The sequence below is a fragment of the Streptomyces sp. Y1 genome, from assembly GCF_041053115.1.
GTDB lineage: Bacteria > Actinomycetota > Actinomycetes > Streptomycetales > Streptomycetaceae > Kitasatospora > Kitasatospora rubellomurina.
In genome coordinates this window covers 1428295-1444750 of record NZ_CP163445.1, presented here as the reverse complement: position 1 = coordinate 1444750, position 16456 = coordinate 1428295, and the positions used below count along the sequence as shown (strand labels likewise).

Genomic DNA, 16456 nt, shown 5'->3' with positions numbered 1-16456 from the left:
GCAGGCGTCACAGAGCGGGACCGGCGGGAAGGGCTAGGTCAACAGGCACAGATGGAACTCGCCTGGCGTCGCAGATCGACGTGCAGGCGGCAGACCAGAGTGGTGCCGGTGTCCATGCGTCGGATCCTTTCCGAGCGGAGCGGACGAAGTCAAGCCGGACCGGCCGCAGTCGGCCCGCGCGTGTCCTCCCGGGTCCTTCCGGGTCCTTCCGGGTCCTCCCGCGTCCTTCCGCGTCCTCCCGGGTCCTCCTGCGCCCGGCCGGGCCCCGCCGTCCCGTATGAGTAAGGAGCCCACTACCGGGGTAGATGACCGTTTCATCCCACCCACGCCTACCCGCGTGTCCGCGCCACAAGATCGCCCCGGACACGTTGCCGTCAACGTATTGTCAGGCCACCGAGGCCCGGCCTACCGTCTACAGATCGCTTTCTACGCACGTAGACACCTGCGGTTCCCCCCCGGGGACCCGCAGGCGAGACCCGCCCCGTCAACCCTCAGACCGCTGGCCCGACCGCACCGCCGGGCCACGGAGTTGCGGAGGTACCCATGTCGCAGATCGTCCGTGCCGCGCTCGTCCAGACCCGCTGGACCGGTGACCAGGAGAGCATGATCGCCCTCCACGAGCGGTACGCCCGTGAGGCCGCCGCCCAGGGCGCGCAGATCATCGGCTTCCAGGAGGTCTTCAACGCCCCGTACTTCTGTCAGGTCCAGGAGCCCGAGCACTACCGCTGGGCCGAGGCCGTCCCGGACGGCCCGACCGTGCGCCGGATGCGCGAACTCGCCCGCGAGCTGGGACTGGTGATGGTCCTCCCGGTCTACGAGGAGGAGCAGACCGGCGTCTACTACAACACCGCGGCCGTGATCGACGCGGACGGCAGCTACCTCGGCAAGTACCGCAAGCACCACATCCCGCAGGTCAAGGGCTTCTGGGAGAAGTACTACTTCAAGCCCGGCAACCTCGGCTGGCCCGTCTTCGACACCGCGGTCGGCAAGGTCGGCGTCTACATCTGCTACGACCGCCACTTCCCCGAGGGCTGGCGCGCCCTCGGCCTGGCCGGCGCGCAGATCGTCTACAACCCCTCCGCCACCAGCCGCGGCCTGTCCGCCTACCTCTGGCAGCTCGAACAGCCCGCCGCCGCCGTCGCCAACGAGTACTACGTCGCCGCGATCAACCGCGTCGGCACCGAGGAGTACGGCGACAACGACTTCTACGGCACCTCCTACTTCGTCGACCCGCGCGGCCAGTTCGTCGGCGACGTCGCCTCCGACAAGGAGGAGGAACTCGTCGTCCGCGACCTCGACCTCGACCTGATCGAACAGGTCCGCCAGCAGTGGGCGTTCTACCGGGACCGCCGGCCCGACGCCTACGGACCGCTCGGCGAGGCCTGAGGAGCAGCGCGATGACCACCCGCGACCCGCACCTTCGCGACCCGCACCTCCGCGACCCGAAACGGCGCACCGTCGTCCGCGGCGGCCTCGTCATCACCGCCACCGACGAACTCCACGCCGACGTCCTGATCGAGGGCGAACGCATCGTCGCCCTCGCCGCCACCGGCAGCGCCGCCGCCGAGGCCTGGACCGCCGACACCGTCATCGACGCCACCGGCCACTACGTCATCCCGGGCGGCGTCGACGCCCACACCCACATGGAACTGCCGTTCGGCGGCACCGCCGCCTCCGACACCTTCGAGACCGGCACCCGCGCCGCCGCCTGGGGCGGCACCACCACCATCGTCGACTTCGCCGTCCAGCCGGTCGGCGGCACCCTGCGCGAGGGCCTCGACGCCTGGCACGCCAAGGCGGACGGCAACTGCGCCATCGACTACGCCTTCCACACCATCGTCTCCGACGTCAACGACAGCGTCCTGAAGGAGATGGACACCCTCGTCGACTCCGGCGAGTCCACCTCCTTCAAGCTCTTCATGGCCTACCCCGGCGTCTTCTACAGCGACGACGGCCGCATCCTGCGCGCCATGCAGCGCGGCGCCGCCAACGGCGCCCTGACCATGATGCACGCCGAGAACGGCATCGCCATCGACGTCCTGGTCGAGCAGGCCCTCGCCGCCGGACGCACCGCCCCCCGCTACCACGGCGAAGTGCGGCGGGAGTTGCTGGAGGCCGAGGCCACCCACCGGGCGATCCGGCTCGCCCAGGTCGCCGGCAGCCCGCTCTACGTCGTGCACGTCTCCGCCGCGTCCGCCCTCGCCGAAATCGCCGAGGCCCGCGACGCCGGCCTCAACGTCTTCGGCGAGACCTGCCCGCAGTACCTCTTCCTCTCCACCGACAACCTCGCCGAAGAGGGCGCGGACGGCTTCGAAGGCGCCAAGTACGTGTGCAGCACGCCACTTCGGCCCCGCGAACACCAGGACGCGCTCTGGCGCGGGCTGCGCACCAACGACCTCCAGGTGGTCTCCACCGACCACTGCCCTTTCTGCTTCACCGGGCAGAAGGAACTGGGCCGCGGTGACTTCTCGAAGATCCCCAACGGCCTTCCGGGCGTGGAGAACCGGATGGACCTGCTGCACCAGGCCGTGGTGGACGGACGGATCACCCGGCGCCGCTGGGTCGAGATCGCCTGCACCACCCCGGCCCGGATGTTCGGCCTGCACCCGCGCAAGGGCACCATCGCGCCGGGCGCGGACGCCGACCTCGTCGTCTACGACCCGACCGCCGTCCAGACCGTCTCCGCCGCCACCCACCACATGAACGTCGACTACTCGGCCTACGAGGGGCGCCAACTCACCGGGCGCGTACGGACGGTGCTCTCCCGCGGCACCGTCGTGCTGGACGGCGGCGACTGGCGCGGCCGTGCCGGGCACGGCACCTTCCTGCGCCGGGACACCTGCCAGTACCTGGTCTGACCGCCCTGTCGTTCCGAAGCTCCGCCGTTCCGGCCGCTCGGCTGTACCAGCTGTACCGGCCGTTCGGCCGTACCGCTGTTCCGCAATTCCGTTCCGCCGCCCGGGGCGTGGCATCCCGGGCGGCCCCCTCCTCGTTCCTGGAGCCGTACCCATGGACATCGGCCTCGTCCTGCAGACCGACCCGCCCGCGCGCCTGCTCATCGACCGGATGATCCGCGCCGAACGGGCCGGGTTCAGCCATGGCTGGACCTTCGACTCCTGTGTGCTGTGGCAGGAGCCCTTCGTCATCTACAGCCGCATCCTCGCCGAGACCGAGCGACTGGTCGTCGGCCCGATGGTCACCAACCCCTCCACCCGCACCTGGGAGGTCACCGCTTCCCTGTTCGCCACGCTCAACGACATGTACGGCAACCGCACCGTCTGCGGCATCGGTCGCGGCGACTCCGCGATGCGCGTCGCCGGCCGCCGCCCGGCCACCCTCGCCCGGCTCTCCCAAGCCATGCACGCCGTCAAGGAGTTGGCCGAGGGTCGGACCGTCGAGGTGGACGGCACCGAGATGCACCTGCCGTGGGTGGGCCCGGGCGCCGAGCTGCCGATCTGGATGGGCGCGTACGGGCCCAGGGCACTCGCGCTGACCGGCCGTCAAGCGGACGGATTCATCCTGCAGTTGGCCGACCCCTACCTCACCGAGTTCATGGTGAAGGCGGTCCGCGCGGCCGCCGCCGAGGCCGGACGCGACCCCGACTCCGTCACCATCTGCGTCGCCGCACCCGCCTACGTGACCGCGGACGACTCGCCCGCCGCGCTCGCCCACGCCCGCGAGCAGTGCCGCTGGTTCGGCGGCATGGTCGGCAACCACGTCGCCGACCTCGTCAGCCACTACGGCGAGCACTCCGACCTCGTCCCCGACGCCCTCACCGACTACATCAAGGAACGCCAGGGCTACGACTACAGCCACCACGGGCGCGCCGACAACCCGGACACCGCCTTCGTCCCGGACGAGATCGTCGACCGCTTCTGCCTGATCGGACCGCCGCAGGCCCAACTCGCCCGCCTGGAACAGCTCCGCTCGCTCGGCGTCGACCAGTTCGCCGTCTACGCGATGCACGACGCGATCGAGGCCACCATCGACGCGTACGGGACGGACGTCATTCCCCGGCTGTAGCCCACAGCCGGCCCCGCTCCCCTTCTCCCTGCTCCCTCCTCCCTTCTCCTTCTCGTTCGGTTTCCCGGACCGCTACCCATCGCATGACCTCAGTCGCAGCAGAAGGGAGTTGCCATGGCGGAGACCGCGGCGAGCGGCGGCGGACAACGCCGGCACCCCGATGGACGGGTCGAACTCGACCCGTCCATCGAGGAGTTGCCACCCAACGGCTTCACCAACGACGACCTGCGCCCGGTGCCGGTGGCGCGGCGCACCTGGACGACGTACAACTTCCTCGCCCTCTGGGTCGGTATGGCCCACAACATCCCTTCGTGGACGCTCGCTTCGGGCCTGGTCGCGCTCGGCATGGACTGGAAGCAGGCGGTGCTGACCATCGCCCTGGCCAACCTGATCGTCCTGGTGCCGATGCTGCTCACCGGGCACGCGGGGACCAAGTACGGCATCCCGTTCCCCGTCTTCGCCCGGGCCGCATTCGGGCTGCGCGGCGCCAACCTGCCGGCCCTCGTCCGCGCAGGGGTCGCCTGCGCCTGGTTCGGCATCCAGACCTGGATCGGCGGCGAGGGCATCTACCTGCTGGCGGGCAAGCTGCTCGGCCGGTCCTGGCGCGAGGCGGCCGAGGTGGCCGGCTACCCGTGGACGCAGTGGCTGTCCTTCCTGGTGTTCTGGCTGATCGAGATGGTCATCATCGCCCGGGGCATGGAGGCGCTGCGGCGCTTCGAGAACTGGGCGGCGCCGTTCGTGATCGCGGGCGCGCTCGCACTGCTGGTGTGGATCACCGTCAAGGCGGGCGGGTTCGGGCCGCTGCTGTCCCAACCGTCCGCGCTGGGCTGGGGATCCGGCTTCTGGAAGGTCTTCTTCCCGGCGCTGATGGGCATGATCGGGTTCTGGTCGACGCTGTCGCTCAACATCCCCGACTTCACCCGCTTCGGTGGCAGTCAGCGGGCCCAGATCCGCGGCCAGGCGCTCGGCCTGCCGACCACGATGACGCTGTTCGCGCTGCTGTCGGTGCTCGTCACCTCGGGCTCGCAGGCGGTCTACGGCGCTCCGGTGTGGGATCCGATCCAGCTCGCCGCGAAGATGGAGAACCCGGTCGGCATCCTGTTCGCGCTGCTGACCGTCCTGGTCGCGACGCTGTCGGTGAACATCGCCGCCAACGTCGTCTCGCCGGCCTACGACCTGGCCAACCTGCTGCCCCGCCTGGTCAACTTCCGTACGGGGGCGCTGATCACGGGCGTGGTCGGGATCGTGATCTTCCCGTGGCGGCTGATCGCCGACCCGCACGTCTACATCTTCACCTGGCTCGGTGTGGTCGGCGGCCTGCTCGGGACGGTCGCCGGGGTCCTGATCGCCGACTACTGGCTGCTGCGCGGCACCCGGCTGCTGCTCGCCGAGCTGTACCGCCCGGGTGGCGCCTACTGGTACGCCGGCGGCTGGAACTGGCGGGCCGTCGCGGCACTCCTCATCGGCGGTGTGCTGGCGGTCGGCGGCTCGCACTCCGGCGTCGACGCGCAAGGCGTCAGGCAGGGCCCGTTCCCGGTGGACGGGATCATCCCGTTCCTCAAGCCGCTGGCCGACTACGGCTGGGCGGTCGGCTTCGCGGGCGCCGCCGTGGTGTACACGGTGCTGGCGTGGCGGACGAGGGGGGCGAGGGGCGGGGAGGTGGCAGCGAACGGATGACAGCGAACAGATGACAGATTTCAACATCTGTTATCTGTTCGCTGTTATCCGTCGGTTGTTCGTTGTTCGCTGTCAGTTGTTCGCCGCTGCCACGACGGCGGCGCAAGCCGCAGCCCCACGGCCGTCAGTGGGAGTGCGCGGCCCCGTCCACCCAGTCCGGCAGGGCCTCGCGGGCGGCGAGCCAGGCGGCCGGGATGTCGGCCGTCCCGGTGCGGGCGGCGACCACCCCGCCCGCGATGGCACAGGTGGTGTCCTTGTCGCCCCAGCCCTCCAGGGTGTGCCAGAGCGCTTCGGGTAGCGAGTCCAGGTGCTCGGCGGCGGACCAGAGGGCGAACGGCACGGTGTCCGGGGCGGAGATCATCAGCCCCGAGCCGAGTACGTTCGCGGCGTGCCGCACGCTGGTGTGCGCGGGCATCCGGGCGGCGATCCGCAGGCCGGAGCGGACGTCGCCGGCCGGCAGCCGTCCCGCGATCTCGGTCAGCAACTCGGAGCGGCTGGGCGGGACTTCGCCACGGCAGCGGACGGCCAGGGCGGCCGCGAGCGCCACCGCCACCGCACCGGCCACCGCCTCCGGGTGGAAGTGCGTGGTGAGCGCCTGGAGTTCGGCCTGCCGGGCCGCCTGCGCCAGGTCGTCGGCGAACCAGGCGCCGAGCGGGGCCGCTCGCATGGCCGCGCCGTTGCCGTACGAGCCCTGGCCCTCGAACTGGCCGGAGGTGACCGCCCGCCAGTCCTCGCCGGCGGCGATCGCGCGCAGGACCCGGTGCATCGAGGGGCCGTACTTGCGCTGGTACTCGCGGGTGTACTCGGCGGCGAACTCCCGGGCCAGCACGTCCTGTCGGACCTCGCCGTGCTCGGTCAGGTGCCGGACGAGGACGAGCGCCATCGCGGTGTCGTCGGTCCAGTGCCAGGGTGCGGGACGGGCGAGGCGCGCCGCGAGGGCGGCCGGCGCCTCGTCGGGCGGGACCGAGAACCAGCGGTCGCCGAAGGCGTCGCCCAGGGCGAGTCCCTGCAGGCTGTCCAGGACCGGGTCGGCCGCACGCATGTCATCCTCCAAGTGAGATCAACTGTGTGCGGAAGCATGCCGGACGGGCGCGGCCGGGTCGACCGGGTTTCTCCCCGGCCGTCCCGCCCGCGCCCGTGCGGAGGTCCGCCCGGCGGTTTGCTCGGCGGCCCCGAGCGGTCAGCGGCGGGCCGTCACCTGGCCGCCTGCAGCCCGCCGATGACGAGCTTCCAGACGGCATCGAAGCGGTCGTCCGCCTTCGGGTCGGACCAGGTGGCCGCGTAAGCCGGGTCGTGGAAGGGGGCGGTGGCGTCGAAGACCGCGCGGGCGGTGTTCTGGATGTGGGTGAGCTTGAACTCCTTCGCGTCCACACCGACGTGGATGATCTCGGCGATCTGGCCGATCAGGGTCTCGATGTGCTCCTCGACCAGGCCGCTGTTCTCGTCCGTCAGCACCTGATAGGTGGCGAACAGCTCGGGGTCGTCGAGCGCCTTCTTCCGCTTGGTGGCGAAGAGCGTCGTCAGCCAGCTGTGCAGCCGTTCGGAGGCGGTGCCGAGGCCTTCGTCGGTGGAGATGACCTTCAGCTGCCGGTTCGCCTGGTCGAGCCAGCGCTGGTTGACCGCCTCGCGCAGCGCGGTCTTGCTCGGGAAGTGGCGGTAGACGCTGCTGTGGCTGACCCCGAGGCTGCGGGCGACGTCCACGACGGTGGCCTTGGTGGGGCCGAACCGCCGGAAGACGTCCTCCGCGGCGATCAGGATCTGCTCGGCGGTGAGCGGGGTGTCCGAGGTCACGATGGCCGTCCTTCGGTGGTGCTGGTGAGGGGATGGTGCAGGTGATGCAGGTGGTGCTGGGTGGTGCTGGGGGGTGCTCGGGGTCCGGCCGGGGCCGGGGGTCCTTCGGTGGCCCGGAGGTCAGCGCTCGCTGTCCAGGTGGGCCATCTGGGCGGCGGCGTAGCGCTCGCCGGCCGCGGAGCCGGCCGGGACGGCGGCCTCGATCGCGGCGAGGTCCGCCTCGGTCAGGTCGACGTCCAGGGCGCCGAGGGCCTCGGCCAGCCGGTCGCGGCGGCGGGCGCCGACCAGGGGGACGATGTCCTGCCCGCGCGAGCCGACCCAGGCGATGGCGACCTGGGCGACGCTCGCCCCCTTGGCGGTGGCGACCGCGCGCAGCGCCTCGACGAGCGCGAGGTTGTGGGCCAGATTGTCGCCCTGGAAGCGCGGGCTGTGGCCGCGGAAGTCGGTGGCGGCGAGCGTACGGCCCTGCTCCCAGTGGCCGCTGAGCAGGCCGCGGGACAGCACCCCGTACGCGGTGATCCCGATGCCGAGCTCGCGGGCGGCGGGCAGCACGGCGGACTCGATCGAGCGGGAGAGCAGCGAGTACTCGATCTGCAGGTCGCAGATCGGGTGCACGGCGGCGGCGCGGCGCAGGGTGTCGGCGCCGACCTCGGACAGGCCGATGTGGCGGACGTAGCCGGCCTTCACCAGGTCGGCGACGGCGCCGACGGTCTCCTCGATCGGGACCTTCGGGTCCAGCCGCGCCGGGCGGTAGACGTCGACGTAGTCAGTGCCCAGGCGGCGCAGGGTGTAGGCGAGCGCGGACTTGGTGGCGGCCGGGCTCGTGTCGAGGCCGAGCACCGCGTTGTCCGGGCCGCGCAGGGCGCCGTACTTCACGCTTATCTGCACGCTCGCGCGGTCGCGGCCGCGCAGCGCCCGGTGGATCAGGAGCTCGTTGTGGCCCATGCCGTAGAAGTCGCCGGTGTCGAGCAGGGTGACCCCGGCGTCCAGGGCGGCGTGGATGGTGGCGATGCTCTCGGCCTCGTCGGCCGGGCCGTACAGGTCGGACATGCCCATGCAGCCGAGGCCGAGGGCGGAGGTGGGGAGTCCGGAGGTGCCGAGGGTGCGCTGTGCGGTGCTGACGTTCGAGGACATGCGAGCTCCAGGGCTGGGAACGACGCCGGTCGGCGAGGGACGGGTGACCCGGGTCTCACTATGGCATGACAGCGAACAGATTTCAAAATCTGTTCGCTGTCATCTGTTTTTTGTTACTTGTTACTTGACGCTTGTCAGCCGAGCGGCGCGCCCCGGGCCCCGGCGCACGGCCGCGCGACCTCCGGCCACCAGTCCTCCCGCCCGCCCGGCGCCCGCAGCAGGTGGGCGCGGGCGGGCGGCAGGTTGTGCCACGCCGTCCGCGCGCCCAGCCCGTACGCCGCCTCGAAGCCCCGCAGCAGCCGCACCACGGCCCGGTGGCGGGCGCCCCGGCGTGGCCCCGAGACGAGGGTGCGCGCCGCCGTCGTCCCGAGGTAGCCGAAGTACGTCAGCTCCCCGCCGGGCACCAGCAGCCGCAGGTAGAGGTCGAGGACGGCCCGGACCTGCACCGGCTCGAAGTTGGTGAACGGCAGGCCCGAGACGATCACGTCGTACCGTTCGCCGAGCCCGCCCGACGTGTCCGGCCCGCCCCGGCCGCCCTGCCCGCCCTGCCCGACCCGGTCGCCCCGGCCGTTCGCACCCGCCCCGCCGTCCTCCGGCGCCGGGCGACGGCACCCCGGCAGCTCCTCCACCCGGCAGGCCGACAGCCGCACCTCCACCCCCGGGCGGCGCGCTGCCAACACCGGGTCCTCCCGGAGCCGTTCGGCGAACCGCGGGTTCGCCTCCACGACGTGCAGACGATCCCCCGGGCGCAGCACCTCGACCAGCCGGCGGGTCACCGCACCCGTGCCCGCGCCCACCTCCAGCACCGAGAGCGGCCGGTTCGGCCGACTGGTGACCGGCACCACCAGCGCGTTCACCAGCTCCGGCCCGCTCGGGGCCAGTGCCCCGGTGTCGTGGAAGGCGCGCAGCGCCTCGGCGAGGAACAGCAGGTGGTCCCTGCCCGCCGGCGACCGGGACGGCGGGGCGGACCGCGGCGCGGGCTGCGATGCCGGCGGTGAACTGCTCGGCAGCGTGGGGGAGTCGGAGGCGGGGCGGAGCTGGTCGTTCGTCATACCGTCGACGCTAGGGAGCCCGCGGCCGCCCCGAATCGGCCGGGGAGCGACGCCCACCCCCGACCAAAGTCGAGGGTGCGGCTGCCCGGAAGACGGCCGCGCCCTGCCGCCGCCCGCCCTAGCATCGAGCCGGACGGAGAGCCGGACCGCGGAACCGGAAACCGGAACCGGAAGGAGTCAGCCCCGTGCGCGCAGGCCTGCTCGGCTGGTACGGCCCGGACCGCAGCCCCCGGACCGACACCCTCCTGCTGCTCGGCATCCTCGCCCTGAGCGTCGAGGAGGCCGTCGCCCAGTGGCTGCGCATCGACGGCCCGCTGCGCCTGCCCGCGACGGTCGCCGCCTCACTGGCCGCGCTCTCGCTGGTCCTCGCCCGCCGCCACCCGCTGGCCTCGGCCGTCCTGCCGGTCCTCACCGGCGGCCTGCTGAACCGCGCCGTCCCCGGCCTGCTGAGCGTCTACCACCTCGCCTACCTGGGCCGCCCCGGCCCGGCGGTCGCGGGTGGCGTGGTCATCGCGCTGCTCCGCGCCGCCGGGGCCGACTCGCTGGTCGGCTGGGCGGGCACCACCGCCTCCGAACTCCTCGTCCAGGCCGCCACGTTGTCGGTCGGACTGTGGCTGCACGGCAGACGGGTGCTGATCCGCACCCTGCACGAGCAGGTCGACGCGCTGCGCCGCGAGCGCGAACTGCGCGCCGAGCAGGCGCGTGCCGCCGAACGCGCCCGGATCGCACGGGAGATGCACGACGTGCTGGCCCACCGGCTGAGCCTGCTGGTGCTGCACGCCGGGGTACTGCGCGACCAGGCCCGGGCCGGCACCGTCACCGCCGACCCGGACCGGCTCACCCACCGTCTCGAACTGCTCCGCACCACCGCCGCCCGCTCGTTGGACGACCTGCGCGACGTCCTGGGCGCCCTGCGGGCGGACCCGGCGGACCCGGCGGACCCGGAGGAGGCCGAGGACGCCGAGGGCGCCGAGGGCGCCGAGGGCGCCCGGCACGCGGTGGTCCCGGTCGGCCTGCCCGGTTCGTCCGGCCGCCCGTCCCCGCGCGTCCCGGCACCCGCCCTGCGCGACCTCACCGAACTCGTCGACGAGGCCGTCCAGGCCGGCCAGCGGGTCGAACTGGCCCTGTCCGGCGACTCGGAGGCCGTCCCGACCACCCACCGGCTGGCCGTGCACCGCCTGGTCCAGGAGGCGCTGACCAACGCCCGCAAGCACGCGCCCGCCGCGCCCGTCGACGTCCGGGTCGCGTACGGCGCCCCCGCCACCACCGTCGAGGTCCGCAACGGGAGCGGCCGGGCCCAGCCGGACGGGCCGGATCGGTCGGACCGGCCGGATGGATCGAACGGGCCGGACCGGCAGGGCAGCGGCGGTGGTTACGGCCTGGTCGGGCTCACCGAACGGGTCGGCGCCCTCGGCGGCCACCTCGACGCGGGCCCGGACGGCAGCGGCGGCTTCCGGCTCTCCGCCCGGCTGCCCGCGCCCGACCGACCGTCGCAGCCCGAAGCCGTACCCGAGCCCGCGCCCGTACCCGAGCCCGCGCCGGCCCCCGCCGCGGGCACCGTGGCCGCCACCGGAGACGCCGCACCGGCGGGTCCGCAACCGAAGGGCACCGCATGATCCGCACGATGGTGGTCGACGACGACGCGCTGGTCCGGCTCGGCCTCGTCGACCTGCTCGCCCAGGACCCGGCGCTCACCGTGGTCGCCGAGGCCGCGGACGGGCTGCAGGCCGTCGAACTGGCCCGCGCCCTGCGGGTCGACGTCGCGCTGATGGACATCCGGATGCCCCGGCTCGACGGCATCGCCGCCACCCGGCGCCTGCGCGAACTCCCGGACGCCCCACGGGTGATCGCGCTCACCACCTTCGACCTCGACGAGTACGTGTACCAGGCGCTCGCCGCCGGCGCCGACGGCTTCCTGCTCAAGGACACCCCGCCGGCCGAGATCGCCCGGGCCGTCCACGTGGTCGCGGCCGGGCAGGGCATGCTGCACCCGGCGGCCGCGCGGCGACTGATCGACCGCTACCACCGTGCGGGCGCGCCCCGGTCGGTCGCCGCACGGGGCCGGGTGGCCGGGCTCACCCCGCGCGAGGCCGACGTGCTGCGCGAACTCGCGGACGGGCTCTCCAACGCCGAGATCGCGGGCGTCCTCGGGATGCGCGAGAGCACCGTCAAGGCGCACGTCAGCCGCATCCTGACCGCGCTCGGCGTCGGCAACCGCGTCCAGGCCGCGCTCCTGGCGCGCGACGCCGGGCTGGCCGGGGACGGGGCCTGAGCCGGGCCCGAACGGGGCCCGAGCGGGGCCGGCCCGGACTCGGTTTCCCGACGCCGTCGCGCGCCTCCGGAAGGCATCGCGGACTGATCCGCTGTCACCCATCCGGCGTGGAAATCCCGCGCCTTGGCGGTTTGCGCTGCCGAACGCGGGCGGCGGGTCCATGGTGGAGTTGGGCGCGATCCGGCGACCGCGCCCGCGCGTCGGGTCGGGTTCGCCGCGCCGTGCGTCCGTCGCCGTCTCCGCTGACGGGCGCCCTCGGCTGGGGCCCGAACCGGTGCGCTGGGAACAGGGCCACCTCGCAGGAAACCGAACGGTTCTTCTAGGCTCACATCTCGGCTCCCTGCGGCGGTCCTGCCACTGCCCGCCGCCGGGAAGCCGTCGTCCACGGGGCTCCGGGCGGACCGGGGCCACCGGATCGAGCGAGGAGGACGCAATGCCAAGCACGCCGCCCAGCCGTTCCACCGCACTTGGGCCAGACGGGCCGTTCCGGGGGGCCGCACCCCATCCCGGCCGCCCGGCGGGGCCCCGCCGGGCCTGGAGCCCGGGCGGGAGCGGCCGACCGGTACGGCCGCTGAATACCGGCGGCGGCCGCGGAGGCGAGCGTTGAGTCCCCAGATCGTCGGGCCCCCGGCCGTCGCACCGGACACCGCCGACGAACCCGACCGCACGGAGCCGGCCGCCGCCCAGACCGCCGCCGCCCACATCGCCGCCACCACCACGGCGCCCGCGACCGCGCCTTCGGCCGCTGCCACCGCCGCTGCCACCGCCACTGGCGCTGGCACCGGCACCGTCACCAAGGCACTGCCGGGACTTCCGCAGGCGCTGAGCACCCGCGCCCGCACCCTCTCCGGCGCCGTCCGGCGCCGCTGCGCCGATCTGGCCCGGATCGAGTCCCCCAGCGGCGACGCGCCCAGACTCGACGCGCTGGCTGAGGAGTTGGCCTCCGGATTCCGGGCCACCGGTGCCACGGCCCGCCGCGAACCCGGGCCGGCCGGCGACCACCTCCTCCTGGAGTGGGCGGGCCAGGACGAGTCCCTGCCGCACCTGCTGATCGTCGGCCACCACGACACCGTCTGGCCGGTCGGCACCCTCGCCGAGTGGCCGGTCGCCGAGCGGGACGGTGTGCTCACCGGCCCCGGCGTCGTCGACATGAAGGGCGGACTCGCCGTCCTGGAAGGCGCGTTCGCGCTGCTCGCCGACCTCGGACAGCGGCCGCACCGCACCGTACGGCTGGTCGTCGTCTCCGACGAGGAGGTCGGCAGCCCGGACGGGCGTCTCCTCGTGGAACGCCAACTACGCGGCGCGGCAGCAGTGTTGGGGCTCGAACCGCCACATCCGGACGGCCGGCTGAAGACCGCCCGGCGGGGCAGCACCCGGGTGCGGCTGACCGTGACCGGGCGCGAGGCCCACGCGGGCAACGACGCCCACGAAGGGGTCTCGGCGGTGGACGAGCTGGTCGACCAGCTGGTCGCCGTCCGAGGCCTCGCCCGGCAGCCCGGTACCGAGCTCAACGCCGGGCGGATCAGCGGCGGTTCGCGGGCCAACGTGGTCGCGGGGCGCGCCGAGGCCGAACTCGGCCTGCGGTTCGCCACCGCCGAGGCGCAGCGCCGTACGCTCGACCACCTCGCCCGGCTCACCGCGCTGCGCCCGGGCGCCCGAGTCCGGACCGAGGTGCTCTCCAGCCGTCCGGCGTGGCCCGAGCGGACCGGCAACCCGCTGCTGCGGCACGTCCGTTCGCTCGCCGCCGTGCTCGGGCAGCAGTTGGACGGCGGGCCGGCGGGCGGGGCGGGGGACACCAACCTGCCCGGTTCGCGCGGACTGCCGACCCTGGACGGCTTCGGCGCGGTGGGCGCCGGTGCCCACGCCCGGCAGGAGCACATCCGCCTCGACCAGCTCGCGCCCCGGATCGCGCTGCTCGCGGCCCTGCTGGCGGTGCCGCTGCCGCGCTTGCGGGACCGCTCCGAAGGGTGACGCCGGCCGCGGCCGGCGAACGGCCGAAGGCGGCGGCGAACAGATGACGGCGAACAGCTGACAACAGACGGATAACAGCGAACAGATTTCAGATAACAGATAACAGCTGACAGATTTCAACATCTGTCAGCTGTTATCTGTTGGTCCCCCCGCATCCTCCTTGCCATCCCCCCGCCCCGCCGCGCACAATGGTACCGACCGAACGGTCAGTCGGTTGGCGCCCCGGGCGGCGCGACAGGGCAGGAGAGGGGACCGTGGTGACAGCAGAGGTGGCCGAGGCGGTCCCCGACCGGACGGCGGAGGAGCGGTTCGAGGCGGTGGTCGCCGCCGAACAGCGGATCGAGCCCCGGGACTGGATGCCCGACGCCTACCGGGCGACCCTGATCCGCCAGATCGCCCAGCACGCCCACTCCGAGATCATCGGCATGCAGCCCGAGGGCAACTGGCTCACCCGCGCGCCCTCGCTGCGCCGCAAGGCCATCCTGCTCGCCAAGGCCCAGGACGAGGCCGGCCACGGCCTTTACCTCTACGCCGCCGCCGAGACCCTCGGCGTCGACCGCGCCGAGCTGACCGAGAAGCTGATCAGCGGCCGCCAGAAGTACTCCTCGATCTTCAACTACCCGACCCTGACCTTCGCCGACGTCGGCGTGATCGGCTGGCTCGTGGACGGCGCCGCGATCTGCAACCAGGTCCCGCTCTGCCGCTGCAGCTACGGCCCGTACGCCCGCGCGATGGTGCGGATCTGCAAGGAGGAGTCCTTCCACCAGCGCCAGGGCTACGAGCTGCTGATGACCCTGATGCGCGGCACCGAGGCGCAGCGCCGGATGGTCCAGGACGCGGTGGACCGCTGGTGGTGGCCGTCGCTGATGATGTTCGGCCCCTCGGACGCCGAGTCGCCGAACACCGCCCGCTCGATGGCCTGGCGGATCAAGCGCCACACCAACGACGAGCTGCGGCAGCGCTTCGTCGACATGACCGTCCCGCAGGCCCAGCACCTGGGCGTCACCCTCCCCGACCCCGAGCTGCGCTGGAACGAGGAGCGCGGCGGCTGGGACTTCGGCGAGCCGGACTGGTCCGAGCTCACCAGGGTCATCCACGGCCAGGGCCCGTGCAACACCCAGCGGGTCGAGCGCCGCCGCGCCGCCCACGAGGACGGTGCCTGGGTCCGCGAGGCCGCCGTCGCCTACGCGGCCAAGCGGGCGGCCGAGCAGCCGCACACCGAAGAGGAGAACGGAAAGTGACCGAGTCCAAGGCCGGGTCCAAGGCCGGGTCCAAGGCCGGGTCTAAGGCCGGCTGGCCCCTGTACGAGGTGTTCGTGCGCCCCCGGCGCGGCCTGAACCACGTCCACGTCGGCTCGCTGCACGCCGCCGACGACCGGATGGCCCTGCTCGCCGCCCGCGACCTCTACACCCGCCGCAACGAGGGCGTCAGCCTCTGGGTGGTCCGCTCGGACGCGATCACCGCCTCCACCCCGGACGAGCGCGACCCGTTCTTCGAGCCCAGCGGCGACAAGGTCTACCGCCACCCGACCTTCTACGACATCCCCGAGGATGTCCCGCACATCTGACGGGGGAACCGCCATGCAGCACCGCACCGCCTCCACCACCGAGGACGACCACGTCTACCTCAGCCTCGCCGAGGCCGACTCCGGCCCCGAGGGCGAGGGCCGCTGGGCGTACGGGACGGGCTTCGCCGACCCGCTGCTCGGCGTGGACACCGCCCTGCCCGCCGGCCTGGACGGCGACGACCTGGCCGCCTACTGCCTGATGCTCGGCGACGACGCCCTGGTCCTCGCCCAGCGGCTGATCGAGTGGTGCACCCGGGCGCCCGAGCTGGAGGAGGAGGTCGCGCTCGCGAACCTCGGCCTGGACCTGCTCGGCCAGGCCCGCCTGCTGCTCACGCGGGCCGGCCAGGCGGACGGCACCGGCCGTACCGAGGACGATCTGGCGTACTGGCGGGAGGACCACGAGTTCCGCAACGTCCGGCTGGTGGAGACCCCGAACGGCGACTTCGCGTACTCGATCGCCCGGCTGCTGCTGTTCGCCACCGCCCGCGGGGCCCTCTACGAGGCGCTGGCCGCGCACCCCGACCCGGTGCTCGCCGCGGTCGCCGCCCGGGGCGTCAAGGAGCTGGCCTACCACCGCGAGTACGCCACCGCCTGGACGCTGCGGCTCGGCGACGGCACCCCGTACTCGGCGCAGCGGATGCAGGCCGGCCTGGACGCGGTCTGGCCGCTGCTGGAGGAGCTGTTCACCGCGCACCCGGTGGAGCTGCGGGCGGGCGTCGACCCGGCGCGGCTGCGCGAGCCGGTGCTGCGCTCGCTCGGCGCCGTCCTCGCCGAGGCCGGCCTGACCGTGCCGGACGTCCCGCCGCTGGCCCCCGTGCTGGGCCGGGCCGGCCGGCACGGCGTGCACACCGAGGCGCTCGGCCCGCTGCTCGCCGAACTGCAGGTGGTGGCCCGCGCCCACCCGGGGGCGACGTGGTGACCGCGGTGACGACCCGGGAGGCCCGGGCCTGGGAGGTCGCCTCGGCCGTC

General features: G+C 73.4%; 15 protein-coding genes. 10 read left to right on the top strand and 5 right to left on the bottom strand.

What is annotated here, in order from left to right:
• Window positions 1–38: 38 nt before the first annotated feature.
• Window positions 39–116, bottom strand: a complete 78-nt coding sequence (locus tag AB2U05_RS06080) for a putative leader peptide (RefSeq protein ID WP_106981192.1) — start codon at window positions 114–116, stop codon at window positions 39–41.
• Between the two features lie 427 nt (window positions 117–543).
• On the opposite strand from AB2U05_RS06080, the gene AB2U05_RS06075 reads away from it, so the two are divergent.
• The 4 genes from AB2U05_RS06075 (at window position 544) to AB2U05_RS06060 (ending at window position 5700) form a co-directional block, all read left to right on the top strand.
• Complete coding sequence (locus AB2U05_RS06075) at window positions 544–1386, top strand: nitrilase-related carbon-nitrogen hydrolase (protein WP_045693135.1); 843 nt, start codon at window positions 544–546, stop codon at window positions 1384–1386.
• A gap of 11 nt (window positions 1387–1397) precedes the next feature.
• Complete coding sequence (gene hydA / locus AB2U05_RS06070) at window positions 1398–2858, top strand: dihydropyrimidinase (protein ID WP_369182633.1); 1461 nt, start codon at window positions 1398–1400, stop codon at window positions 2856–2858.
• A gap of 151 nt (window positions 2859–3009) precedes the next feature.
• Window positions 3010–4023 (top strand): TIGR03842 family LLM class F420-dependent oxidoreductase, encoded by a 1014-nt coding sequence (locus AB2U05_RS06065; protein WP_045710425.1) that lies wholly within the window; start codon window positions 3010–3012, stop codon window positions 4021–4023.
• A 114-nt stretch (window positions 4024–4137) separates the two neighbouring features.
• Entirely contained in the window at window positions 4138–5700 is a 1563-nt protein-coding gene (locus AB2U05_RS06060; RefSeq protein WP_369182632.1) for an NCS1 family nucleobase:cation symporter-1, read from the top strand.
• A 124-nt stretch (window positions 5701–5824) separates the two neighbouring features.
• On the opposite strand, the gene AB2U05_RS06055 is transcribed toward AB2U05_RS06060, so the two are convergent.
• The 4 genes from AB2U05_RS06055 to AB2U05_RS06040 all read right to left on the bottom strand — a co-directional run bounded on the left by AB2U05_RS06055 (window position 5825) and on the right by AB2U05_RS06040 (window position 9677).
• A complete protein-coding gene (locus tag AB2U05_RS06055; protein WP_369182631.1) occupies window positions 5825–6742 on the bottom strand; it encodes an ADP-ribosylglycohydrolase family protein in 918 nt (305 codons plus the stop codon).
• Window positions 6743–6894: 152 nt separating this feature from the next.
• A complete protein-coding gene (locus tag AB2U05_RS06050; RefSeq protein ID WP_369182630.1) occupies window positions 6895–7491 on the bottom strand; it encodes a TetR family transcriptional regulator in 597 nt (198 codons plus the stop codon).
• 120 nt (window positions 7492–7611) lie between these two features.
• A complete protein-coding gene (locus AB2U05_RS06045) occupies window positions 7612–8625 on the bottom strand; it encodes an aldo/keto reductase (RefSeq protein WP_369182629.1) in 1014 nt (337 codons plus the stop codon).
• A gap of 134 nt (window positions 8626–8759) precedes the next feature.
• Entirely contained in the window at window positions 8760–9677 is a 918-nt protein-coding gene (locus AB2U05_RS06040; RefSeq protein WP_369182628.1) for a class I SAM-dependent methyltransferase, read from the bottom strand.
• A 185-nt stretch (window positions 9678–9862) separates the two neighbouring features.
• On the opposite strand from AB2U05_RS06040, the gene AB2U05_RS06035 reads away from it, so the two are divergent.
• The 6 genes from AB2U05_RS06035 to paaC all read left to right on the top strand — a co-directional run bounded on the left by AB2U05_RS06035 (window position 9863) and on the right by paaC (window position 16406).
• Window positions 9863–11293, top strand: a complete 1431-nt coding sequence (locus AB2U05_RS06035) for a sensor histidine kinase (protein WP_369182627.1) — start codon at window positions 9863–9865, stop codon at window positions 11291–11293.
• Window positions 11290–11949, top strand: a complete 660-nt coding sequence (locus tag AB2U05_RS06030) for a response regulator (protein ID WP_369182626.1) — start codon at window positions 11290–11292, stop codon at window positions 11947–11949. The genes AB2U05_RS06035 and AB2U05_RS06030 overlap by 4 nt, the downstream gene beginning before the upstream one ends.
• A gap of 603 nt (window positions 11950–12552) precedes the next feature.
• On the top strand, window positions 12553–13920 hold the full coding sequence (locus AB2U05_RS06025) for a M20/M25/M40 family metallo-hydrolase (protein ID WP_369182625.1): 1368 nt from the start codon (window positions 12553–12555) through the stop codon (window positions 13918–13920).
• Between the two features lie 254 nt (window positions 13921–14174).
• On the top strand, window positions 14175–15161 hold the full coding sequence (paaA, locus tag AB2U05_RS06020; RefSeq protein WP_045693142.1) for a 1,2-phenylacetyl-CoA epoxidase subunit PaaA: 987 nt from the start codon (window positions 14175–14177) through the stop codon (window positions 15159–15161).
• Window positions 15158–15487, top strand: coding sequence for a 1,2-phenylacetyl-CoA epoxidase subunit PaaB (gene paaB / locus AB2U05_RS06015; RefSeq protein ID WP_369182624.1), 330 nt, complete (start codon window positions 15158–15160; stop codon window positions 15485–15487). Before paaA ends, paaB begins: the two co-directional genes overlap by 4 nt.
• Before the next feature lie 13 nt (window positions 15488–15500).
• The gene (gene paaC, locus AB2U05_RS06010) at window positions 15501–16406 is read left to right on the top strand and encodes a 1,2-phenylacetyl-CoA epoxidase subunit PaaC (RefSeq protein WP_369182623.1); all 906 of its coding nucleotides are present in this window, start codon (window positions 15501–15503) and stop codon (window positions 16404–16406) included.
• Window positions 16407–16456 lie beyond the last annotated feature (50 nt).